The following is a 21,336-nucleotide window of genomic DNA, read 5'->3' on the forward strand; positions in this document are numbered from 1 at the left end:
CCGTGCTGATGCTCCTGTTGGGCGCCGCGGTACTGCGGATCTCGCTGTTCAGCGCCCTGTACCTGCGCTACGTACAGCCCAGCCTGCGGCCGTATCTGATCGCGTCCGGGGCGGTGTTCGTCCTGCTGGGGGCGACAGCGGGTGTGAGGTCCGCACGGGAGGCGCCGGACAAGGGTGAAGACGGGGACGAGGACGAGGACCCGCACGACCACGGGCACAGTCACACTCACACGACCGGCCCGCGCATCGCCTGGGTGCTCGCGTTCCCCGCCGCCGTCTCGGCCAAGGCGAGGCGATGTGCTGGTGGGCTGGTGGGCTGGTGGGCTGGTGGGCTGGTGGGCTGGTGGCAACGATCACCGTGTTCCGGGCGCCAGTGTCCAGGGAGGCGGCGAGACAGCGTTCGGCCGACACCAACTCCCGGGCGGCATCGGGCAGGGCGGTCACGCCGCCTGACGAACGCGCTGAAGCCGTACTCATCGCACTCCTGCTGGGACAGCCGCCCGTGCCTCTTCTGCCCAGGCCGCGGTTGGGCGCTCCGTGCCCCGGCGCCCGTCGATCAATGCCGCGCGGGCGCAGGAGACCCGGGACGGACCGTTCTGCGAGGGCCACCCAATGAGGCACCTCCGCTCGCGCTCATGGCGAACTCGACCGAGGGCCGGCAGCCGCACACGACAGCCGAGAAGTACATGCTCACCTGTTGCCGCTCCGGGTTGCCTTTGCTCGTACCAACCGGGCGGATCGGCTGCCAGGACCCGAGGGGCAGGGCACTTGGTAATGGAATCCATTTTCATATAGCCTCGGCGCAGTCGACCCACCCCACCCAGGAGACCCCCATGGCCGTACCCAAGCGGAAGATGTCCCGCAGCAACACCCGTCACCGCCGGGCGCAGTGGAAAGCCACCACACCGCAGCTGGTGCCGATCACCGTGGACGGCACGTCCTACCTGGTGCCGCAGCGGCTGGTGAAGGCGTACGAGCGCGGCCTGCTGCGCCCCGGAGGCTGAGCACGGTGACCTACGACCGCCTCGGCCGGCTGCCCGTCACCGTTCTGTCCGGCTTCCTCGGCGCCGGCAAGACCACGCTGCTCAATCACGCCCTCGGCAACCGCGAGGGCCTGCGGGTGGCCGTCATCATCAACGACATGAGCGAGGTCAACATCGACGCCGCCCTGGTGCGGGGCGGTGAGGCCGCCCTGTCGCGCACCGAGGAGCGGCTGGTGGAGATGACCAACGGCTGCATCTGCTGCACCCTGCGCGACGACCTCCTTGAGGAGGTTGACCGGCTGGCTCGTGAGGGGCGGTTCGACTATCTCCTGATCGAGTCGTCCGGCATCTCCGAACCGATGCCGGTGGCCGCCACCTTCGCGTTCCCCCGCGACGACGGGGCCACGCTCGGAGATCTGGCCCGCCTGGACACCATGGTCACGGTCGTCGACGCGGCGAACTTCCTGCCCGAGCTGGCGAGCGGCGACGAACTGGTCGCGCGCGGCCTGGACCAGTACGAGGACGACGAACGCACCGTCAGTGACCTGCTGATGGACCAGATCGAGTTCGCCGACGTCCTCGTGCTGAACAAGCTCGACCTGGTCGACGCCGAGTCCGCCGACCGGCTGCGGGCAACCCTCGCCCGCCTCAACCCGGCCGCACGGATCGTCCCCGCCACCCACGGCCGCGTACCTCTCGGCGACGTCCTCGGCACCAGGCTCTTCGACCTGGAGCGGGCCCAGCAGGCGCCGGGCTGGGTCATGGAACTCAACGGGGATCACGTACCCGAGACGGAGGAATACGGCATCTCCTCCGCCGTCTTCCGCTCCCAACTCCCCTTCCATCCTGGCCGGTTGTGGACGTTCGTGACCGAGGAGCTCGACACCGGAACCTACGGGCAGATCCTGCGCTCCAAGGGCTTCTTCACCCTGGCCAGCCGCCCGCATGTGACGGGCCTGTGGTCACAGGTCGGCTCCGTGGCCCGCTTCGAACCCTCCACCGCCCGCGACACCGAGAGCCCCCAGGCTCAGGAGCTGGTCTTCATCGGTACGGACTTGAATGCGGACGCCCTGCAAGCGGCCCTGGCCGACTGCCTCATGGCGGGCGGCGAGAGCACGCCGCCCGTGGACCCGTTCCCCGCCTGGGACACCTACGGCATCGACGACACCTGCGAGCACGAGCACCCCTCACTCGTCGCGGGCCCCTGAAACCCCGGGTCGGGCGGTGGTCGCAGCCACGGCACCGCCCGGCCCGGTACGACACTCATCCAGGCGGCCGTCAGGACGCCGCACGTCGTACGCGTGGGCGCGATCCAGAAGACCCCGCTGCTCCCCCTCTATGGCCGCGCGGATGATGGAGATCTGCACCGGTCTCGACACCCGCTTCGAGTGCGTCGACACCGGTCAAGTCCGTGCGATCGACCCGCATGGAGCCAGCTAAGCGGATCCGGCGAAATTGGGTTCGTTGGGTAGGCGTTCTTTGAGAGGGATGCCATGCCGAGGAGCCTCTGTGTCGAGCTGACTGACGATCAGCGCCGTGACCCGCACGCATTGCTGGCCCGCCGCGATCTGACCGGCTACACCCGGCAGCGGGCCGAGTGCATCCGCTTCCTCGATCGCGGCAGGACCACGGCCGAGGTTGCCGATCTGCTGGAGTGCCGTCCGGTCACCGTCCGTGCCGCGGTCCACCGCTTCGTGGACGGCGGGATCGCGGCGTTACCCGATGCCTCGCGCCCGGGTCGGCCAGCAAGGCTTCTCGGGCCCGGCGACCGGGCCGCGCTGGCCGAGTTGCTGGACGAGTCCGCCGGGGCCGGGATCACCTGGAGCGCCCCGGCCCTGTCGGACAGCGGGCCGCAGCGCCCAAGGAGGACACCCGAAACCGCCGGGTCAACGTGCTCGGCACGAAGATCGTCGGCACCGAGCCGGACCTTCTGTGGCAGCACACCAGTGGGAAGATCGATGCCGACGTGCTGCTGGAGTTCGTCCTTGTCCGCCTGGCGGGGCTGGACGGCGGCGCAGGGGTGCTGGATCTGGCCGCCGACGGGCTCAGCGTCGACGTCATGCCGGTCTGGAAACGACGCAGACCGTGCACCGTCGTGCTCGACAACGCCTCCGCGCACGTGGCCAAGGCGTTCAAAGGACGCCGCCGCCAACTGGTGAAGATCGGGGTGGAACTGTTCTATCTGCCGCCATACAGACCGGAGTTGAACGACATCGAACTGGTCTGGCGCCAGGCGAAGTACCAGGGCTACCCAACGCGTACCCAGACCAGCATCGACGCCATCGGCAAGGTTGTCGACCGGGCCATGCCGCGGCACCGCGACCGAATCCGAGGATCAGTACCGAACGGCGTCGAAGCCGCTTAAGTGTGTCGGACGCCAGAAGGCGGCGGGCAGTGCATCGACTTCGAGAGCAGCCTGGTGCAGTTCCGCGGCAACCGGCTCCAGCGCCATGTAGACGGGATCACCGTCGGCGGCCATGCACCGGATGACTTCCGCGTTGGTCCGGGCCCGCGTAGCAACCACCTTTCCGAATGCCGAGCGGTCGCCTTCGTATCCGTAGGCTTCGAGGAACCGATGCAGGCGCCGGGACCGGTCCTCGAACGCGGTGAAACCGGTCCGCTCGGCAAAACTGCGCGCGTGCAGCGGAACCCATGTCAATGCCATGAAGGCCAGGTCGAACTCCCGCGTCGAAGGTCCCGCGGTGTCCCAGTCGAAGAAGCCCACCAGGCTCCCGTCGCGCCAGACCACGTTCCAAGGAGCGGCGTCGTGATGACCGATGACGAGGCCGGGCCGCCACCTCTGCCCGGCGAGCCAGCGCGCATCCGATGGCGGAACAAAGGACTCCGTCGCGTCGTGCAGTCGCCGGGCCCACCTCCCCACGGCCTCCAGCGCGGTCGGCGAGTACACCCAGGCAGGCCAGGGAAGTTCCTCACCCGCGGTCTCTCCGTCGAGATGGGTCAAGACCTCACGGCCTTGCTCGTCCTTTCCCAGGACCCGGGGCGCACCATCCATCCCCACCGCCTCCAGATGGCGCAGCACCGCGTGCACCGCAGGCGTCCACGGCCGCACGGGCCGATGGACCGTGTCACCAACGCGTACCGCCCCCACCGTCCTGCCTCCGGGCAAACGCTGCTCATCCATGGGCCGGTTCTATCGCAGCCCGACCGCCCGTGCAGCCCTATTTCCCTGCGCCTCCACCCCAAGTCGGCGCCTCGGCAACCGAAAGGATCAGCACGTGACTTCGACCAACCCGCTTAGCCTCTGACGCCGACAACGCCTTGTCCGTAGAGCATGGCCCGTGGCCACCGCTCGGAGATCATGCAGATGGGCCGCATTTCCAGAACGGCGGGTCATTGCGTTGAGCGAGCTTCGCCAAGCTGCGCATGAGCCGCGCCGGCGACTCATAGGCGGTGAAGTCGATGACCGTGGCGAGCGGACGGACCGCCCGCCAAAGCGGGAATTCAACCGGCTGGCCGAGCAGCTTCCCCTCGTTCAGCAGGATGATCCGCAGCCTTGGGGAGCGCTCAGCGATGAGCGCCCCGGTCCTCTGGTCTGCCTCAATGCCATGTCACTGCAATGCGAGGAGCCGCTCCGTGGCAGCCATCGCGCGGCGCCGCTTGGCGTCGAGTTCAGGGCGGTCCAGCAGGAGATCGACCAAGCCCGTGGCGGGGCGTATCCGCCGGTCTTGCCCGCCAGAAAGTCCTGCACGCAGATCGGGCGGATCTCCTTGGTGGTGGCGCCCACCAGGACCGCGCTGCCCACGATCTCCTGGGCCAGTGCCTCCAAGTCGCTGCGGTAGGCGGTATAGACGCGTCGGCTCTCGCGTTCGACGACCTCAGAGGGATGGCGCACCGCGTTTTTCGAAGCACGCCGTCTCCTCGTAGAGGAGACGGGCAGCGCCGCGCTGCGCCAAGGCCGTGGCCGGATGCCGACGGCATTTCCTGGCAGCCGTCGTCGGACCGCGCACCGTGCACGGTCCGGAGCTTCATGGGATGAGCTTCACCTCGGGGAAAGCCGTGCTCGGGCCGTGGAGTAGATGCCTTCCGCGGTGCCGCTTGCTGGCTACGCCACCGGCACCGGCACCGGCACCGGCACCGAATGAGTGTGATGCCCGGTCTGGTCGCAGCAGCTGGGCAGATGTCGTGGTACGGCCCCTATGGGTGCTCCGTCAGTTAGTCCGGGCCGGACCAGTCGAAGGTGATGGTCTTGCTGGACTGGCCTGTCCTGTTCCACGTGAAGCCGAAGGCGTCGACCCGGTCGGTGCCGGCACGGCCCCAGGTGGCGAGCTGGCCGGGGCCGGTCTCGCTGCCTGGCAGATTGGTCGACTGGACCCGGGCGCCGTGCGGGGTCGTCGGGCCGGTGAGTGCCTCGGCGCGGGCGTCGACCTTTCCGGGGATCGCGGCCCGCCAGGTGGCGAGGTCCGTGTCGATCTCGACCTCGATGGGCGCGGTGCCCATGCCCCGCATCTGTGGCGCGAGCATGGTCACCATCTGCGCGGGCCAGCTGCCGGCCTGGCCACCGAAGATCATCTGTAGTGCGTCCAGCTGTCCCGGCGCGGCGCGCTCGTCGAGGAATACAGCCGCGTACGCATCGGAGTGCTCGGCCCACACGTTGCCAACGAAGGAGGCCAGCATCAGCACGTTGAGGTCGTTCAGCCGTTCCTCGCCGTAGTTGCCCTCGCGTATGTGCCACACCAGAACGCCGTCACAGTCACCGAACGTGGGCGGCCTGGCGAACGAGCACGGGCATGGGATATTGCATTTGCACACATCAAACCAGTCGCCTGCGACATGCCACGCAGGAACGACCGCTGCGGCCTCTGACATCGTTCTCACTCCTCACAGAGCCGCTCCGGCGGGCCGGGGGGAGCAGAACGTCAGCCTTGCGATCCAACTGTTTACCGCCGCGCCCAGCGGCCGGACAGGTCATTGACTTCCTCACCTCCATCCTGCGCTTCTGATCGACGGGTGACCACCGGTCGGCGCCGTTCGCTGTCATGGGCGGCCGACGGGAGCCGGCTCGTGCCGGGGTTTCGCCACGGCGGGATCCGTGCTGTTCTGGAAGGGCCCGGCAGGAGAGCATCATGCGAACCGTCCAGCGCCCTATTACCAACGACCATCCGCTGCGGTCGGGGGTGCTGCTGCCGGCCCGCGACCTCGCTGTCGCCTGGGCGCTGATCGTCCTGATCGCCGCCCTGGCCTGGTTGCTCACCGTGGGCCAGGCGCTGGACATGGGGATCGAGCCCGGCACGATGGGGATGGCTCTGCCGCTGTTCCTACTGTTGTGGGTCGTCATGATGGCGGCGATGATGCTGCCGTCCGTTGCCCCCGTCGCGGTGACCTGGGCGAAGGGGATCGCCCGGCAGTCCAGCGGGGCGACGCGGGCGGCGCGCATGACCGAGTTCCTCGGTGGCTACCTGCTGGTCTGGACGGCCTTCGGGCTGCTCGCGTACGGCGGGCTGGCGCTCACCGGGCACCTGGTCGACCGGGATCCGCAGACCGGGAAGTGGATCGCGGCGGCCGCGTTCGCACTGGCCGGGCTCTACCAGCTGGGCCCGCTCAAGAACATCTGCCTGCGGCACTGCCGCAGCCCGATGGCCCAGCTGATGCGCTACGCCTCGTACCGGTCACCGGTCCGGGACCTGCGGGTGGGGCTGCACCACGGCGGGTACTGCCTGGGCTGCTGCTGGGCGCTGATGGTGGTGCTGATCCCGCTCGGAGTCATGAACATCGCGGCGATGGGCGGGCTGGCGGCGCTGATCTTCCTGGAGAAGCTCTGGTACCGAGGCCCGCAGCTGGCCCGCGTCATGGGGGTGGCGTTCCTGGTGCTGGCGGTGCTCGCACCCTTCCAGGACTGGCTGCTGCCGGGGCTGCACCCATCCGGTCAGACGATGGTGCCGATGTAGCACGAGCTGCGATGTTACGGCCTTGTGGGGGTGCTTGGGTGCGGTGCTCCTGTCGTTGGCGTCGACCGTGACCGGGATCGGTGGATGACCGTCGCGTAGGTGTCGGCCCCGGGCGAGACGATCACGCCGAGACTGGTGTGATCACGGCGTCGGAGCCTTCCTGGAGCACCTCGTCCACCGGTTGAGCCCGCACTGTTTCGGCAAGCCAGTGACGATGCCGCGCCGGGAGCTAGCGGATGTTGGTCGCGGTAGCCAGCCGTGGAGACTGCCGCTGGAAGACCGGGCGCTGCCTGGCTCTGTCGGTGAGAACGAACGGACAGCATCTGCGCTCCGGTTCGGGAAGCGCCGGGCTGCCGCGAGTGAGTCAAAAGGTTCACCGTCTTCGACAGCGCCAGTGCTTGGCCAGAGCACCGAGCACGTTGGCTCCGTGCACTCGCCGGGTCGGCCGTCGCTGACGAGATCGGGAAAGCCAACTGCTGGCGGGGGTCGCATGTGGTGCCGGCCGTGTTCTATTCGCGGATGCCTACGGCTTCGGTTGCCCGCCGGTGGGTCGCCCGTCTGACCGCGCCCGACGCGGTGGCCAAGGTGACGAGGGCGCAGAGCGCGACGCCCCCCCAGATCGGTGGTCCATGGGATCACCGTCGGCGCGCCGGCCACGAGTTTGCTCAGCGAGACGTGCTGGGTCGCCGCGGCGAGTCCGGTCGCCACGGCGAACTCGGCCGCGGCCACCTTCACGATCTGGCTGCGCACCGCGCCGGCGAGAGCGAGCGGGGCGAACTCCCGTTGAGCGCCTCGCGTCTTCCGGACCGCGATCTGACCGTCTATTTCACGCGGCCGCCGACGGTATCGACGCACCCGAACGACCCACCCTCGACGGCCTGTCGCGCATCCTCCGCCCCGACCTCCTCGGCGCTCTCCCCCACAGGTGACGGAGGTTATCGGCACGCCGGAGTTCCGCACGCTGGGCGGCGGGTCAGATACGCCAGGAACGGATGCGGTCGGCCGCGTCATAGACGTCTGCGCGCTGCGCGCGGACATCGGCAACGAGATCGGGCAGAGCCCCGTAGCGGGCATCGATGCTCTCGCCACTGTCCCCCATGTACCGCACCACGACCATGGCGGCGAAGAAGGCACTGCGGGCGGGGAGGGGGCGGAGCGGGGCGAGCGTTTCGAGGAGCGCGGCGGCTCGCCAGGCGGCGTCGGGTACGTAGCCGAGCCGGGGTTGTGACTCCTGGTGGCGACAGACGGCGGCGCGCAGAGCGGAGTAGTCGGCCACCGCGAGTTCCTTGGGGAGGATCTCGGCCTGGATCTCCAGGAGCCAGGGCATGTCGACGTGCAGTTCCACGTCAGGCGGCCTCGGGCCCCTGTGTCCGGTGTGCCGAGGCGTCCGGTTCCTCGTCGGGGAACGCCTCGGCGAACTGTGCCCCGTAGCGGGCGATGTCCTCGCGGACGCGGACGCCGGCCCCGTACAGCCGTGGGTCGCGGCGGATCAGGGAGGTGACCACGGCCGAGACCGTGGTGTGCTCGGCCTCGGCGCGGCGCTTCAGCGCGTCGTAGTCCTCGTCCGGGATACGCAGACTGATGTGCGTCCTGTTTCGATCTTCCCCGGGTGTGGCGCTCCTTGCTCCGTGCCGACCGACGATCGTCATCGGCCAAGGCGGACCGTCGGGCCGGAATCAGAAGGCGGGCGCCCTCGGCACGCACGGAGCCGCCGGGGCTGAGGGATCCAGGGCCTGTTTGACCAGCCCGATCGCGCGCGGGCTGTACGTCATGCTCAGATGGGCAGAGAAGTCGACGAAGCAGCCGTCCTGCAAGGTGATGTTCTGCACCGTCGCTCCGGGGCCCGCCGTCATGAACGTGCTCTGCCAGGGGGTGGTGATCTCGTCGTACTTCGTGGCGATCACGGTGTAGTCGACCCCGGGAACCGTGTCGCCGTCGGCGTTGAGCTCCTTGATGAAGTCTGACTTCTCGTACTGCTGGACGCCCGCCTTCCCCAGGGGCTTCGCCCCGGGCTCCAGTATGTGGAGCTTGTCGGCGAGTATGTCGATGCCGCTCATGGTCGTGCCGTGGTTGGTCGCGCCGAGTTGGATGACCTTCTTGACCTTGTTCTTCGAAGGGTCGCTCGTGTTCGCGCCGCCGTCGGCCTTGAGGTACCAGCGGGACAGAGTCCCGCCCTGGGAGTGGCCGACAAGGTCCACCTGACCGGAGCCGCTGGCGGCGAGCACCCTGTCCACGAAGGCGGCCAGCTCCTTGGAGGACTCCTTGATGTCTCCGTAACCCTTGACGGTGGGAGCGAGAGCCACTCCGGCGTCGTCGGTGTCGCCGTAGTCGAGGGCGTAAACGCAGTAGCCCTGGGCCTTCAACTCGGGGGACATCCGGGCCCAGTTGTTGTAGCGGTTCTCGTAGGTGCCGTGTACGAGGACGACCGGACGCGGGTGGGCGGCGCTGGGCCGGCAGCTCCAGTCATTGGCGCCCGGCGGATCGATGTCGAGGCGGAGGATGGAATGGACCATGGCGGGAAGGAAATTGTCCTGCCAAGGGCCGGTCTCCGCGGCCGCGGAGGTGGAGGTGGCCAAGACCGTCGCCGCGGCGGCGGCACAGACGGCGGCGACGTATCTGGGTATGTTCAAGACGGCTCCTGAGGAGTGCGGAACTTGGGCAACGCGCGATGATTCCCATGAGTGCCGACCGAGGAGGGAACCAAGCGTGGCCTCGTCCGACGCCCCCGTCGAATGATGCACCGTCAGGTCCCAGCCCTGGTACCGCCCGAGGAGAAGCCAGGACCGTCGGCCGTGTGTCCCCGGGTGGCCTCCGGGCCTCAGTATGCACGTGAGGCGGAAGGTTCTGAAGGGAGGGAAGCACAAGCCTCGCATGAGGTAGGCGGGCGGTGCCCGCAAAGCCACATCCAGGGGACGCGCGGCCACGAACATCCTCAACCCCCCGAGCACACACCGGAGTTGAGCTTCACGGAGAACGCCTTGGCCGCGGCCCCGCCCCCTTTCATTCCTCTTCTTCATTCCTCTTCGTCATACCCGCCGCTCTGCGAACGGGACGGGATCGACCCCGCGACGGCGAGCCAACCGCCTGCGGACGCGACTGGGATGCGGATGTCACGCCATGGAGAACCTGGCGACGTACTCGTCGAAGGGTTCGATGCCGACTTCCGCACGGAGTTCGTCCATGCGCTCGGGCTCTTCACAGGGCCACGGAACCGGTGACCCGTCCTTCACGCCGGCGATCTGGGTGCCGTAGACCTGCTTGCGTCCCTCATTGACCAGGGCGCGGTCGTGCAGAAAGGCCAGCTCGCGTGGGCTGGCCGCGCCTGCCGACACCGCCTGCTGCATCAGCTGAAAGGCACGGCGCTGAACGTCGAGCTGCCGGTCGGCGTGCTGAGCGATCAGCCATGCCGCGCGTGCGGCCTCCTCGCCGACCAGTGCCGCGGTTGGCCAGCCGTATTCCTCCATGATCTCGTCAAGCCGGTCACCGTGCCGGGCGGTTAGCCGTCGCCACGCCAGCTGCTCGGCGGGGTCATCGCTGTTCGCGCGGACTGCGCACTGGTGATCGGCCGCAGCCATGTCCGTGAGTTCCACCGCCAGTGCGACAACGTCGTGCGCCACTCTCAACTCCAAGGTCAGAACCGTGCTTTGTGTCCGCCCGCAAGCCTAGAGGTGCAAAACGGATGTAAAGATCATTCCGGAGAACGGTGACAGGCGCCTCACCGCACGGAGATAATGGATCTATCCCCGGAGCCAGAACCAGAGCGCTGCGGCAATCGCGCTGCCCTGGAAGACATAGGCATGCTTGTCGGACCTCGTGGCCACGGCCCGGACGTTCTTGAGGGCGTTGATCGTCCGACCGATTTCGTTTGCGGGATGGAGCGAGAACCTGGCTTGGGGAATCGCCCTCTTCGAGCCGCTGCCCACCTTCACCTTCCTGTCCCGCTTCGGACGAACCGGCGAGCGGGGAGCCCGGCACGACCTGCCCCTACCACGTCCTGGGCTCCGACCTGGCAGGAGTCGTGCTGCGCGTCGGCCCGGGCGTGCGGCGCTGGCGGCCCGGGGACAAGGTGGTCGCCCACTGCCTGTCGGCAGAGCTCGAAGCGCCGGACGGGCACGACGACACCATGCTCGACCCGGAGCAGCGGATCTGGGGATACGAGACCAACTTCGGCGGACTGGCCGAGCTCGCCCTGGTCAAGGCGAACCAGCTCATGCCGATGCCCGCCCACCTCACATGGGAGGAAGCCGCCTGCTCCGGCCTGGTCCACTCCACGGCCTACCGCCAGTTGGTGTCCCGGAACGGCGCCCGCGTCAAACAGGGCGCCACCGTCCTGATCTGGGGCGCGAGCGGCGGTCTCGGCGCCTACGCGACACAGCTCGCACTCGGCGGCGGAGCCATCCCCGTGTGCGTGGTCTCCTCCGCCCGCAAGGCCGAACTCGTCCGGGCGATGGGCGCCCAACTCGTCATCGACCGGGCCGCGGAAGGCTATCGCTTCTGGAAGGACGAGCATGCCCAGGACCCCGCGGAGTGGAAGCGGCTCGGCGCGCACATCCGGGAACTCACCGGAGGCGACGACCCGGATATCGTTTTCGAGCACCCAGGACGAGACACCTTCGGCGCCAGCGTCTTCGTGACCCGCCGGGACGGAACCATCGTCAGCTGCGCATCCACCTCCGGCTACCAGCACGCATACGACAGCTCCCCCTGGCCGAGCGTGACCTTTAGGCCTCCGTGGGCTCTTGCTCGTTGCGTTCTAGCTCTTGTGCCCAGGTGACCGCCCACTCGTCGAGCCGACGGAAGGCGCCACTGAGCTCTGCTCCCAGCCGGGTGAGCTCGTAGCCATCGGCCGAGGGCGCGATGATCCCGCTCGATGTGAGTTCGCGGAGACGCTGGTAGAGGACGCTGGATGACAGTCCCTCGCACCGCGCCAGCAGCGCGCGGGCGCCGAGTGGGCCCGCACGCAGCTCCCAGAGAATGCGCAATGCCCACCGGCGGCCGAACAGGTCCAACGCGGCCATGAGAGGGCGGCCGGTCGTCGATCCACGTACCGGTATTCCTGGGCGCGGTGTCGGCATGACCCTCCTTGCGTTTCGTTATTAGAAACACTAGCATCCAGCGAGCGTTTCTGATTTCGAAACGACCTCGATGGGAGAACCGATGTCTCGGATAGCCCTGCTGGAACCGCCGTACACCGACCAGGCCGACGCACTGCTCGCGCGCATGACGCCCGGGGACGCCCAACCGATCGGGTTGTTCCGGATGTTCGCCCGAAACCTCTCGATGGCCGGCGCCATGCACGGGTGGGGCCGCTACCAGTTGGGCCGGCAGCTGACGCTGACCATGCGGGAACGCGAGATCGTCATCGACCGGACGTGCGCGCGGTGCGGCTGCGAGTACGAGTGGGGCGTGCACATGATGGCGTTCGGCGAGCGGGTCGAACTCACCCGCGAGCAGGCGACGTCACTGGTGCACGGCGGTCCGGGCGACCCGTGCTGGACTTCCGAGCCGGAACGGCTGCTCATCCTCGCTGTCGACATGCTGCACGAGCGTTCCGACATCGATGACGCGTTGTGGGCACGGCTGGCCTCGGTCTTCGATGACCTCCAGCTGCTCGACCTGCTGCTGTTGTGCGGGTGGTACCACGCCGTCAGCTTCGCAGCGCGCACCGCACGCATACCGCACGAGCCCGGCGCACCACGCTTTTCCGACTTCACCGAGGCCCCCGACGACCACACGGGCGAGGAGGCCCTCCCAGCGGCCGCCAGGGCCGGCGCCACCCGCCATATCGCTAACACCCCGCTCGCTTCCGGGGGCTCCCGGTGACCGTGTCCGCAACAGGAACGGGAACAGGCACCGCGACCGGCATGCGCCTGCACGCACCGGCCCCAGGCTGGTCGATCGAAGCGGACGTGGTGGTCGTCGGATCCGGCGTGGCAGGCCTCACCGCGGCCCTGCGGTGTGATGCGGCCGGCCTGCGCACCGTCGTCGTCACCAAGACCGGCCTGGGCGACGGCTCCACGCGCTGGGCCCAGGGCGGCATCGCGTCAGCCCATGGCGAGGGTGACACCCCTCAGCAGCATCTGGACGACACGCTGGTCGCCGGGGCCGGGCTCTGCGACGAGAACGCGGTCCGTGCCCTGGTCACCGAGGGCCCTGACGCCGTACGACGGCTGATCGCCACCGGAGCCCACTTCGACACCTCGCCCGAGGGCGACCTCCACCTCACTCGTGAGGGCGGACACCACCGTCGCCGCGTCGTCCACGCGGGCGGCGACGCCACGGGTGCGGAGGTCTCCCGTGCACTGGTCGAGGCGGCGCGGGCTGCGGCCCTCCGCACGATTGAAAACGCCCTGGTTCTGGACCTGTTGACGGACATCGAGGGCCGCGCGGCGGGCGTGACTCTGCATGTCATGGGCGAGGGCGAACACGACGGAGTCGGCGCGGTCCGCGCGCCCGCCGTCGTGCTGGCCACCGGGGGAATGGGCCAGATCTTCTCCGCGACGACCAACCCCTCCGTCTCTACGGGCGATGGGGTGGCGCTTGCCCTGCGCGCCGGCGCAGAGGTCTCCGACCTCGAATTCGTCCAGTTCCACCCCACCGTCCTCTTTCTGGGCTCCGGATCCGAGGGCCGGCAGCCCCTGGTCTCCGAGGCGGTACGCGGCGAGGGCGCGCACCTGGTCAACGCGACCGGCACCCGCTTCATGCTCGGGCAGCATGAACTTGCCGAACTGGCCCCCCGCGACATCGTCGCCAAGGCCGTCACCCGCCAGATGCGGCTCCATGGCGCCGAGCACATGTACCTGGACGCCCGCCACTTCGGCGGCGAGATGTGGCAGACCCACTTCCCCACGATCCTCGCCGCGTGCCGCAGCCATGGCATTGACCCGGTCAAGGAGCCGATACCCGTCTTCCCGGCCGCCCACCACGCAGCGGGCGGCGTACGCACCGACCTGCACGGCCGCACCACCATCCCCGGCCTCTATGCCTGCGGCGAGGTGGCGTGCACCGGAGTCCACGGCGCCAACCGCCTCGCCTCCAACTCCCTCCTGGAGGGCTTGGTCTTCGCGGAACGCATCGCGCAACACATCACGGCAACGTCCCACAACCGTCCCGAACCGGAGACCCTCGATGGCACCACGCTCCCGCTCCTGGCTCCCGACTCCCGCCTCGCGATCCAGCGGATCATGACGAAGGGAGCCGGAGTGGTCCGCTCGTCGTCGAGCCTCGCTGAGGCTGCCGCGCATCTCGAATCGATCAGGGCGGACGGCGACGCCGAAACCCCCGACGACCGCAAGCCCGTGGTCCCCGGCGTCGAGTCCTGGGAGGCGACGAACCTCCTGTGCGTGGCCCGCGCCCTGGTCGCCGCCGCACAGAGCCGCGAGGAGACCCGTGGCTGCCACTGGCGCGAGGACCACGATCACCGCAAGGACGCAGCCTGGCAGCGCCATTCGATCGTAACCATGCGCCCCGACGGTTCCCTCGCGGTTCGCACCACAGCCACAGCGGAATTCCCTCCGGCCCTCCCTCCCCTTCTCCAGGAGCAGTGACCGTGAGCACCCCCGACCTTCCCCTCGTCCGGCCCGACGGCTCCTTTGGCGACTACGCCCGCGGCGACGACTGCGCCTGCGGCGTGGCGAGTCACCGGTGTGCCGAGCCAGGGCGAGTCGACTCGAAACGAAAGCTGAGGACCGCCCGCATGCAGATCCCTCACATGGCAGCCCGCGACGCCGTGGCACTCGCGCTGTCCGAAGACGCAGCCGCCGATGACGTCACCACTCGATGGAGCGTCGCGCCACGATCATGGGCAACGGCGGTCATCGTCACCCGCCAACCGGGCCTGGCCGCCGGAGTGTCCCTGGCCGCCGAGGTGTACGCCCGCATCGGTGGTGAGACACGGATCGACGAATCAGTGCCCGACGGCACTCGCCTTGAGGCCGGCGACGTCCTGGCGAGGATTTCCGGCCCTGCGCACCAGATCATCACCGGCGAACGGACGGTCCTGAACTTCCTCCAGCGCCTTTGCGGCATTGCCACACTCACCGATCGGTATGTGACTGCCGTGCGCGATCTGCCCGTCCGCATTCTGGACACCCGCAAAACCGCTCCTGGGCTGCGGTTGCTGGACAAGTACGCGGTCGCCGCCGGCGGCGGGAGCAATCATCGGCTGGACCTCGCCGCCATGGTGCTGCTCAAGGAGAACCACATCGCAGCCGCAGGCGGCGTCACCACCGCCATCGACAGCGTCCGCAAGAACATGGCGTCGGAGGGAAGGACCTTGGCCATCGAAGTGGAGGTGGCCACGATCGCTCAGGTTCGTGAGGCGCTGCAGGCCGAGCCGTCGTGGATCTTGCTCGACAACATGACCGTGCCGCAGGTGGCCGAGGCCGTCCGTCTTCGACGCGAACTGGCCCCCGACTCCGACATCAGGCTGGAGGCCTCGGGCACGATCACCTTGCACGACCTGCGCGCGGTCGCGGAGACCGGTGTCGACGCCATCTCTGTCGGCTCGCTGACCCACAGCGCGCCGGCCATGGATCTGAGCATACTTCTGAGCATCGCTTGATCTTGAAAGACCATGAAGTGTGCATGCGAAGTCAGACGTACCGTCGCGAACAGTGGAGGTCTCATGGCCAAGGGCCCAGGCTGCTACTCCTGGGTGGGTGTCGGTGAGTTGGCCGATGAGGTCACTGCTCTGGTTCCAGCTGCCTGTCACTACTGCCATGGCGAGCGCGTAGCGCCAGCGGTCGAGGAGGACTGGTTCGACAGTTGTCTCAGCCGGGAGTTCGCCGGCCAGGACGGCTTCGCTGGCGAAGTACTGTTCCAGGGCGGGGATGGCGAACATGAGGAGGGTACGTCCGCGCCGGACCACGAGCCGGGTGTTCAGGACTTGGTTGACTGCGTCTGTGTCGCCCAACTCCCCGGCGTTCATTCGTCCTGCGCCGGTGGTGGAGTGCGTGGCCAGACGGATGAGCAGGCGCCGTGTCGTTCCCTGCGGGGTGTTCTGACGTTTGAAGACCTGGGCGGCGAGGGCCTCAAGGAAGGCTGCCGACCGTCTGGGGAGATCGCGGTGATCGCGCTCAAGGCGGCGGCGATGTCTGCCTGATGGTGTCGCTCAGACGCGAGGGACTTGCCCGTCCCGAAGTCGCCCTCCACCACTACGAGGCCGCCGGCTGGGAGGTCTTCCCACGCTGCGTGTGGGCGGCCTGCCGTCGGGTCTTCGACGAGCTCCCATACCTTGGCCACTGGAACGTCTGCGGCCAGCCATCGCGCCACCATCCGCTCTCGGCCTGCAAGTTGAAGCCCTTGCACTGCCGCGGCGTGATCCAGGTTTTGGCAGCGGCCGGTGGGCCGGCTTGGCTGGGCGTGTTCCAGCCGGTCCTCCCAAACTCTCCGACGGGCCACAGAGGCCAGGTCGTTGGCCCACTCGGACCAGATGCTGACCAGAGCCCACAGAGCCTCGCTACTGTCTGGTCTGGGGACCGTGGTCCTCTCGACATCGTCGTGCAGCCAGCTACTGATCCGCTGTGCGGCCCACCCGCAATCCGGAAAGCGACGCCGAGCATGGATGGCTGTCGTGCGACGGGAGTAGCGTTCACCGGCTGCTCGCGGCCGGCCCTTGCTCGCTGTTCAAGGGCACGCAGGTTGTCGTACAGCGCACGCGCACGCTCATTCATCTCGTCCTCCCGCCGCTGCGGCTGCCCGCTTCAGCCCCGGCGGGCACAACGCCGTCCAGCAGCGTATTGCGTATTGCGCCCGTCTCGCCCGGGTTCAGGGACACTTCCACGGCTGCACACCCAGGCTCTTGACGACAACACAGCACCAGCTGACGACAAGAGCGGAGTTCAGGATGAACAGGGATAAGTGGCACATGATCCGAAGCCTCTGCCGGACCGCCGCATTCGGGGCAGCACGCGGCGCGGGCCTGGCTGCGGGCCTTCCGCCACCGGCACCCGCCCGCAGCACATTCCAGGTCACGCAGTTGATGGCCACCCGCCCGGAGTGTCTGAACGAGGAACAGCGTGTCTTCGTCAAGCACCTGCTGGCACGCTGCCCGGAACTCCGCTGGCGGGACGGGCCGGCATCCGGCTCCTGCGCAAGCGCGTCATCCTGGTCGCCCATGCACGCCGCAGCCACCAGCCCCCGCCCGACGATGACCTCTGGGCGATCAACGGCTACGAAAATCTCGGATGAGCCAAGAGCCGCACCCTTCGCTTCTGCAAGCCCACCCGCGGCCCCGGGAGGCCACTGCCGGATAGCGGACATCCCACTCTCCACTACATGTTGGTCCATATGTGCACATTTCGTGACGTTTTCTGCACATTCCTCGTTCCTGTAACGATGGGTTCCGCGCTCCCCCAGGGCAGGCCTGTCACCCCACTCTGACCCACTGAACGGGAGTACCACCGTGATCAAGAAGATTCTCGCCGGGGCGGCCTTCGCCACCGCCGCAACGATGGCCATCGCCGCCCCCGCCTCGGCAGCGCAGGCCCCGAAGCCCAAGCCCAACACCACCCCCATGACCACACTCCAGATCCCCACCAGCACACTCCAGAGCATCCTCGCCGCCGCTGCGGCGCAGGGTCCGACCGCGAGCGGCACCGGTGCCATGAGCGGCATGGGTGCCTCGGCCTTCGCGACCCGCAACGGCAACACCACGATCGCGGGTGAGGCGGGCGGCATCCTCAACACCTACGGCGCCCCGCTCATCAACGTCGACCTGCGCTGCGCGATCCCGCTGCCCGAGGGCGAGGGCATCGGCGGACACGGCCTCACCGGCCCCAAGGCCGCCTGCAACTTGGCCCCCGTCGAGCAGTACCAGGGCCCCCAGAAGCTCCTCTGACATCCCCTCAACCTCTGCTTCCCGCCCGCAGCCTCCTGTCACGCAGGGGGCTGCGGGCTGTGCGCATACCCAAGGCCCGTGGGCAGGCCACCATCGCCGCGCACCGCACACCGGACAACCGGCTGCAGACGGGCCTCTGTGAACGGTCAGGACCACGACGTACAGCCGGGGTGACGGTGATCAGGCTCACTTCACCACCGTCACCCACACTCAACACGAGCCGCCCCCCTTCATGTTCGTGACTGCGCCCGCACTCCCCGGAAGCCTCCGGCGGACAGCGGACACACCAGCCCCCACTGCGTGTTGGTCCGAATGCGCGCACTTCGTGACGTGTTCCGCACGTTCCTCGTTCCAAGGGGCGGCAGGTTCCCCACTCCCCCAGAGCGTGCCTGTCACCCCTTACCGATCCATTGAACTGGGAGCATCACCGTGATCAAGCAGGTTCTCGCCGGGGCGGCGTTCGCCACCGCCGCAACGATGGCCGTCGCCGCCCCCGCCTCGGCCAACACCCCGGTGCCTCAGGGTCACCCGACCGCTGCCAGCGCGATCCAGAGTGCCCTGTCCGCCCCACTCGGGCAGAGCCTGACGACGAGCGGCACCGGCTGCGGCTGCCTCGGCGGCACCGTGAGCGGAGCCACCGGCACCGCCACCAACCTGACCGGCACCAGCAACCTCACCGGCGCCGTCAGCGCCACTGTCGCCAACCCCACGAGCACCGTCAGCACCCCCACGGGCGCCGCCAGCACCGCCGCCAGTAACCCCACCGGCGCCGTCACCAGCACCGTCGCCAACCCCACGGGCGCCCTCAGCAGCGCCACTGGTAACCCCACGGGCACCGTCGGCAACCTGACCGGCGCCACGGGGAGCCTCACCGGTGTCGGCACCGGTGCGAGCGGCGGCGATGCCACAGCCTTCGGCACCCGCAACGGCGACACCGTCATCACCGGCGCAGACGGAGAAGGCGCTGGCGGCATCCTCAACACCTACGGCGCCTCACTCATCAACGTCGACGGACGCTGCCTGGTCCCGCTGCCCGAGGGCGAGGGCATCGGCGGACACGGCCTCACCGGCCCCAAGGCCGCCTGCAACATCGCACCTGTCGACCAGTACGAAGCCCCCCAGAAGCTCCTCTGACACGCCCTTGGACGGAGCGGCGTAACCGGGGCTCCCACCACGAGCGCCGACACGGCCAGCTGAACGAACCACACCCCACACAGCCTCCAGAACCCGCAATGGGCCAGGCAGGAGAACCGGGGTGACCGGGACTGCGGAGAACCGTTGAACCCGGCGCATTGCAGAGTGCGTAAGGTCCCGGAGTCGGACACGACCCCGGGACCTTACGCACAACCCCCTCTCGGCGTGACGGCCCGCACTGTCCAGCCCCTACGCACGGGCCACAACACGGCCCCGCAAAACGTCCTGTCCTGCGGGGCGGAGTGCGGCGTCGCCCGCCCGAGGACCGCAGTCAGTCGGCACAGCCACACCGAGTTTCCGGCGTTTCTCTACACCCCGTCCCCGTGGTCCATGTCCTGGTCCCGGCCTTGATGCCGGCCTTGATCCCGGCCCTGGTCCATGCCCATGCCTTGGTCTTCGCCGTTGTCCATGCCTTGGTCGAAGCGGCTCCCCCGGGGACGACCTTCTCCTGTCTCTCATCCTGAAACCCCCGCCCCCGCCGCGTGCTTGACGGATACCGTCCGGCGGATGCAGATACATCTCCTCATCCTCATCCAGACCCTTCCCGGCCGCGGCCAGGACCAGATCGACGCCTTCACCCAACTCGCCCCGCTCGTACGCGCCGAACCGGGCTGCATCCAGTACGACCTCCACCCGGTCCAGGGCGACCCCGACCGCTTCGCCCTGCTCGAACGCTGGGCCTCCCGCGAGGCGCTGGACGCTCATGACCGAAGCCCCCACATGACCGCCGCTGACACCGCGAACGCGTCCTTCAGAGCGGGCCCCGCCGAAGTCTTCGAACTGGGACCGTCGCTGGCCGACGTTCGCTAGGCTTCCGCACTCGAACCCCGCGGTCCGCTTCTGCCACGGACACCACAGCTCACCGCGGGAGCAGCACGCAAGGGGCGGCCCCGACACCCCCGTTGCCGCCGTAGACGCCGGGCACCGGGGCGCTGGCCGTGATGGCGCGAACAAATCGTGCGCTCGCCGCCGGCCACCGAGGCGGCTACACCGAAGCCGGTTACCAGGCCATGGGCGTCACCGGCTGGGCAGTGGCATACCTGGTCGGCCTGAGCCTGGCCGGCGAGGCTCTGGCGCTGCTCACCCTCGGCCTGGTCCGGCCCTGAGGCAAGGTCGTCCCCCGCTGGATCCCTCTGCTCGGCGGCCGCCGGGTCCCCGTACTCGCAGCCGTCGTCCCAACTGCCCTCGGTGCCGCCGCCCTCACTGCCCTGCGGACACCGTTCACCCTGTGGTGGACAGTCCTCCACCCCCGACATGACCGCCCTCGGCCACACCCACACCGGATTCCTTTATCTGCCCCTGGCCGCCTGGGGACCGCTACTCGCTGCCATCAACCTCGCGTACTACCGCCGCCGTCGCGCGGCACAAGCATGATCCAGACACACACCGCCAAACCCTGGCAGTCAGTCACTCCCCCAGTCCGGCGCCCCCTGTCCAGTAACCGGGCCGGTGACTCCGTGCCGCCGCGCAGGGGTGAGCCGACTGCGTACGTCCCATCGTCACCGCGTTCACCGACCTCTACGGAACCCCCAAGCCGATGGCCCGGGACCGTATCCACCCCCATCCGATCACCCGCTCCGCATGGATCGACCCCACCAGCGAAAGTGCTTGGCGCCAACTCAGCACCCTGCACAGGAGGAACCGGCACCCATGAGCCTCAACGCCGAACTGCGCGAGATCACGACCCGGGCCGGACAGGAACTCGCGGACTCCGGCCGAGCCAACCGCGCCCTGCCGCTGGGCGAGCGAGCCCCGGGCTTCTTCCTGACTACGGCAATCGGCGAACCCGTCACCCTGGATAGCCTGGTGGCGGACGGCCCGGTCGTCCTCACCTTCTGCCGCGGCGCCTGGTGCCCGTACTGCAACCTCGCCCTGCGCGCCCTCCAACAGCACCACGTCGGCATCACCGCCCGGGACGCCCAGCCGGTGGCCGTCTCACCTCAAATCACCGACAAATCCCTGCCGTTGAGCGTGACGCCTGCACTCGCCTTCCCCGCCCTCAGCTACCTCGGCTCCGGCACCGCCCGCCACTACGGCCTCACTTGCGACCTGACCAACGAACTCGCCGCCCTATACGGCAAGCTCGGCTTCGACCTCCAGCACGTCAGTGCACGGCGGTCGGTCACTGCTGCCTTGACGCGCTCGGTGTCGGTCTCCACAGTGGTTACCCGACCGACCGTGTCGCGCACCGCGTCCGCGAACCAATAGCGGAACAGCCGTTGGACGTGCCGATTTCCCACACGTGCGCACTGTGCTGGATCCGGATCAGCAGGGCTATGAGCCCGCCGCCTCCGGGGTCATGTTGCGCAGCCGCATTAAGTGGTCGGCTAGCGGGGCGTCGTGGTCGAGCCCTTCTCGGTAGAGGTTGTCGAGGAAGCCGGCAAGGTTCCTGTCCACGGATCCTCCTGTCGGT

At 68.6% G+C, this 21,336-nt stretch carries 23 protein-coding genes and 3 pseudogenes; 17 read left to right on the forward strand and 9 right to left on the reverse strand.

Annotated features, from left to right (window positions below):
* Window positions 1–833: 833 nt before the first annotated feature.
* Together rpmF and ACWC2B_RS30280 are read left to right on the forward strand one after the other, a co-directional pair.
* Complete coding sequence (rpmF, locus tag ACWC2B_RS30275; protein WP_450722138.1) at window positions 834–1,004, forward strand: 50S ribosomal protein L32; 171 nt, start codon at window positions 834–836, stop codon at window positions 1,002–1,004.
* A 5-nt stretch (window positions 1,005–1,009) separates the two neighbouring features.
* The gene (locus ACWC2B_RS30280) at window positions 1,010–2,191 is read left to right on the forward strand and encodes a GTP-binding protein (RefSeq protein WP_450722140.1); all 1,182 of its coding nucleotides are present in this window, start codon (window positions 1,010–1,012) and stop codon (window positions 2,189–2,191) included.
* Between the two features lie 228 nt (window positions 2,192–2,419).
* Here the strand turns inward: ACWC2B_RS30280 and ACWC2B_RS30285 are convergent, their stop codons facing one another.
* Entirely contained in the window at window positions 2,420–2,671 is a 252-nt protein-coding gene (locus ACWC2B_RS30285; protein WP_450722142.1) for a hypothetical protein, read from the reverse strand.
* Between ACWC2B_RS30285 and ACWC2B_RS30290 the strand changes: the two are divergent.
* Both ACWC2B_RS30290 and ACWC2B_RS30295 read left to right on the forward strand, forming a co-directional pair.
* Window positions 2,585–2,767, forward strand: a pseudogene (locus ACWC2B_RS30290) (helix-turn-helix domain-containing protein); the annotation flags it as partial. The gene ACWC2B_RS30285 and the pseudogene ACWC2B_RS30290 sit on opposite strands and share 87 nt — an antisense overlap.
* Before the next feature lie 107 nt (window positions 2,768–2,874).
* A complete protein-coding gene (locus ACWC2B_RS30295; RefSeq protein WP_450722144.1) occupies window positions 2,875–3,348 on the forward strand; it encodes a transposase in 474 nt (157 codons plus the stop codon).
* Here ACWC2B_RS30295 and ACWC2B_RS30300 read toward each other — a convergent pair.
* On the reverse strand, window positions 3,319–4,125 hold the full coding sequence (locus ACWC2B_RS30300) for a phosphotransferase (RefSeq protein WP_450722146.1): 807 nt from the start codon (window positions 4,123–4,125) through the stop codon (window positions 3,319–3,321). The genes ACWC2B_RS30295 and ACWC2B_RS30300 overlap by 30 nt on opposite strands.
* A 424-nt stretch (window positions 4,126–4,549) precedes the next feature.
* Between ACWC2B_RS30300 and ACWC2B_RS30305 the strand changes: the two genes are divergently transcribed.
* On the forward strand, window positions 4,550–4,783 hold the full coding sequence (locus ACWC2B_RS30305) for a hypothetical protein (RefSeq protein ID WP_450722148.1): 234 nt from the start codon (window positions 4,550–4,552) through the stop codon (window positions 4,781–4,783).
* A 373-nt stretch (window positions 4,784–5,156) separates the two neighbouring features.
* Here ACWC2B_RS30305 and ACWC2B_RS30310 read toward each other — a convergent pair whose 3' ends face one another.
* Window positions 5,157–5,810, reverse strand: a complete 654-nt coding sequence (locus ACWC2B_RS30310) for a DUF1326 domain-containing protein (RefSeq protein WP_450722150.1) — start codon at window positions 5,808–5,810, stop codon at window positions 5,157–5,159.
* A 257-nt stretch (window positions 5,811–6,067) separates the two neighbouring features.
* Between ACWC2B_RS30310 and ACWC2B_RS30315 the strand changes: the two genes are divergently transcribed.
* Together ACWC2B_RS30315 and ACWC2B_RS30320 are read left to right on the forward strand one after the other, a co-directional pair.
* A complete protein-coding gene (locus ACWC2B_RS30315; RefSeq protein WP_450722152.1) occupies window positions 6,068–6,889 on the forward strand; it encodes a DUF2182 domain-containing protein in 822 nt (273 codons plus the stop codon).
* 137 nt (window positions 6,890–7,026) lie between these two features.
* Window positions 7,027–7,178 (forward strand): annotated as a pseudogene (locus ACWC2B_RS30320) (IS5/IS1182 family transposase); the annotation flags it as partial.
* 684 nt (window positions 7,179–7,862) lie between these two features.
* Here ACWC2B_RS30320 and ACWC2B_RS30325 read toward each other — a convergent pair.
* From ACWC2B_RS30325 to ACWC2B_RS30340, 4 genes are all read right to left on the reverse strand, one after another.
* Entirely contained in the window at window positions 7,863–8,234 is a 372-nt protein-coding gene (locus ACWC2B_RS30325; protein ID WP_450722154.1) for a toxin Doc, read from the reverse strand.
* 1 nt (window position 8,235) lies between these two features.
* Window positions 8,236–8,538 (reverse strand): hypothetical protein, encoded by a 303-nt coding sequence (locus ACWC2B_RS30330; RefSeq protein ID WP_450722156.1) that lies wholly within the window; start codon window positions 8,536–8,538, stop codon window positions 8,236–8,238.
* Window positions 8,539–8,565: 27 nt separating this feature from the next.
* The gene (locus tag ACWC2B_RS30335; RefSeq protein WP_450722158.1) at window positions 8,566–9,519 is read right to left on the reverse strand and encodes an esterase/lipase family protein; all 954 of its coding nucleotides are present in this window, start codon (window positions 9,517–9,519) and stop codon (window positions 8,566–8,568) included.
* A 480-nt stretch (window positions 9,520–9,999) separates the two neighbouring features.
* On the reverse strand, window positions 10,000–10,506 hold the full coding sequence (locus tag ACWC2B_RS30340) for a DUF6624 domain-containing protein (RefSeq protein WP_450722160.1): 507 nt from the start codon (window positions 10,504–10,506) through the stop codon (window positions 10,000–10,002).
* Between the two features lie 283 nt (window positions 10,507–10,789).
* On the opposite strand from ACWC2B_RS30340, the pseudogene ACWC2B_RS30345 reads away from it, so the two are divergent.
* Window positions 10,790–11,588 (forward strand): annotated as a pseudogene (locus ACWC2B_RS30345) (zinc-binding dehydrogenase); the annotation flags it as partial.
* A 22-nt stretch (window positions 11,589–11,610) separates the two neighbouring features.
* On the opposite strand, the gene ACWC2B_RS30350 reads toward ACWC2B_RS30345, so the two are convergent.
* The gene (locus ACWC2B_RS30350; RefSeq protein WP_450722162.1) at window positions 11,611–11,907 is read right to left on the reverse strand and encodes a winged helix-turn-helix transcriptional regulator; all 297 of its coding nucleotides are present in this window, start codon (window positions 11,905–11,907) and stop codon (window positions 11,611–11,613) included.
* 139 nt (window positions 11,908–12,046) lie between these two features.
* On the opposite strand from ACWC2B_RS30350, the gene ACWC2B_RS30355 reads away from it, so the two are divergent.
* The 9 genes from ACWC2B_RS30355 to ACWC2B_RS30395 all read left to right on the forward strand — a co-directional run bounded on the left by ACWC2B_RS30355 (window position 12,047) and on the right by ACWC2B_RS30395 (window position 21,131).
* A complete protein-coding gene (locus ACWC2B_RS30355; protein WP_450722164.1) occupies window positions 12,047–12,712 on the forward strand; it encodes a carboxymuconolactone decarboxylase family protein in 666 nt (221 codons plus the stop codon).
* A 41-nt stretch (window positions 12,713–12,753) separates the two neighbouring features.
* Window positions 12,754–14,436, forward strand: coding sequence for an L-aspartate oxidase (locus ACWC2B_RS30360; protein ID WP_450722166.1), 1,683 nt, complete (start codon window positions 12,754–12,756; stop codon window positions 14,434–14,436).
* A 2-nt stretch (window positions 14,437–14,438) separates the two neighbouring features.
* A complete protein-coding gene (nadC, locus tag ACWC2B_RS30365; RefSeq protein WP_450722168.1) occupies window positions 14,439–15,452 on the forward strand; it encodes a carboxylating nicotinate-nucleotide diphosphorylase in 1,014 nt (337 codons plus the stop codon).
* 63 nt (window positions 15,453–15,515) lie between these two features.
* On the forward strand, window positions 15,516–15,992 hold the full coding sequence (locus ACWC2B_RS30370) for a hypothetical protein (RefSeq protein WP_450722170.1): 477 nt from the start codon (window positions 15,516–15,518) through the stop codon (window positions 15,990–15,992).
* A 1,302-nt stretch (window positions 15,993–17,294) separates the two neighbouring features.
* On the forward strand, window positions 17,295–17,729 hold the full coding sequence (locus ACWC2B_RS30375) for a hypothetical protein (RefSeq protein ID WP_450722172.1): 435 nt from the start codon (window positions 17,295–17,297) through the stop codon (window positions 17,727–17,729).
* A gap of 429 nt (window positions 17,730–18,158) precedes the next feature.
* Window positions 18,159–18,863: a hypothetical protein gene (locus ACWC2B_RS30380; protein ID WP_450722174.1), complete on the forward strand. Its 705-nt coding sequence runs from the start codon at window positions 18,159–18,161 to the stop codon at window positions 18,861–18,863.
* Window positions 18,864–19,430: 567 nt separating this feature from the next.
* On the forward strand, window positions 19,431–19,733 hold the full coding sequence (locus ACWC2B_RS30385) for a putative quinol monooxygenase (protein WP_450722176.1): 303 nt from the start codon (window positions 19,431–19,433) through the stop codon (window positions 19,731–19,733).
* A 131-nt stretch (window positions 19,734–19,864) separates the two neighbouring features.
* Window positions 19,865–20,029: a hypothetical protein gene (locus ACWC2B_RS30390; protein WP_450722178.1), complete on the forward strand. Its 165-nt coding sequence runs from the start codon at window positions 19,865–19,867 to the stop codon at window positions 20,027–20,029.
* A 544-nt stretch (window positions 20,030–20,573) separates the two neighbouring features.
* Window positions 20,574–21,131, forward strand: a complete 558-nt coding sequence (locus ACWC2B_RS30395; RefSeq protein WP_450722180.1) for a redoxin domain-containing protein — start codon at window positions 20,574–20,576, stop codon at window positions 21,129–21,131.
* Window positions 21,132–21,197: 66 nt separating this feature from the next.
* Here the strand turns inward: ACWC2B_RS30395 and ACWC2B_RS30400 are convergent, their stop codons facing one another.
* Window positions 21,198–21,320, reverse strand: coding sequence for a hypothetical protein (locus tag ACWC2B_RS30400; RefSeq protein WP_450722182.1), 123 nt, complete (start codon window positions 21,318–21,320; stop codon window positions 21,198–21,200).
* Window positions 21,321–21,336 lie beyond the last annotated feature (16 nt).

It is taken from the genome of Streptomyces sp. NPDC001415 (genome assembly GCF_053597395.1).

Bases quoted from the DNA above. Each gene is read 5' to 3' on its own strand.
- ACWC2B_RS30370 (WP_450722170.1), top strand. From the start codon at position 15,516: ATGGCCAAGGGCCCAGGCTGCTACTCCTGGGTGGGTGTCGGTGAGTTG.
- ACWC2B_RS30385 (WP_450722176.1), top strand. From the start codon at position 19,431: ATGCAGATACATCTCCTCATCCTCATCCAGACCCTTCCCGGCCGCGGC.
- ACWC2B_RS30390 (WP_450722178.1), top strand. From the start codon at position 19,865: ATGGCGCGAACAAATCGTGCGCTCGCCGCCGGCCACCGAGGCGGCTAC.
- ACWC2B_RS30360 (WP_450722166.1), top strand. From the start codon at position 12,754: ATGCGCCTGCACGCACCGGCCCCAGGCTGGTCGATCGAAGCGGACGTG.
- rpmF (WP_450722138.1), top strand. From the start codon at position 834: ATGGCCGTACCCAAGCGGAAGATGTCCCGCAGCAACACCCGTCACCGC.
- ACWC2B_RS30330 (WP_450722156.1), bottom strand. From the start codon at position 8,538: ATGACGATCGTCGGTCGGCACGGAGCAAGGAGCGCCACACCCGGGGAA.
- ACWC2B_RS30305 (WP_450722148.1), top strand. From the start codon at position 4,550: ATGTCACTGCAATGCGAGGAGCCGCTCCGTGGCAGCCATCGCGCGGCG.
- ACWC2B_RS30350 (WP_450722162.1), bottom strand. From the start codon at position 11,907: ATGGCCGCGTTGGACCTGTTCGGCCGCCGGTGGGCATTGCGCATTCTC.
- ACWC2B_RS30315 (WP_450722152.1), top strand. From the start codon at position 6,068: ATGCGAACCGTCCAGCGCCCTATTACCAACGACCATCCGCTGCGGTCG.
- ACWC2B_RS30355 (WP_450722164.1), top strand. From the start codon at position 12,047: ATGTCTCGGATAGCCCTGCTGGAACCGCCGTACACCGACCAGGCCGAC.
- ACWC2B_RS30310 (WP_450722150.1), bottom strand. From the start codon at position 5,810: ATGTCAGAGGCCGCAGCGGTCGTTCCTGCGTGGCATGTCGCAGGCGAC.
- ACWC2B_RS30395 (WP_450722180.1), top strand. From the start codon at position 20,574: ATGAGCCTCAACGCCGAACTGCGCGAGATCACGACCCGGGCCGGACAG.
- ACWC2B_RS30300 (WP_450722146.1), bottom strand. From the start codon at position 4,125: ATGGATGAGCAGCGTTTGCCCGGAGGCAGGACGGTGGGGGCGGTACGC.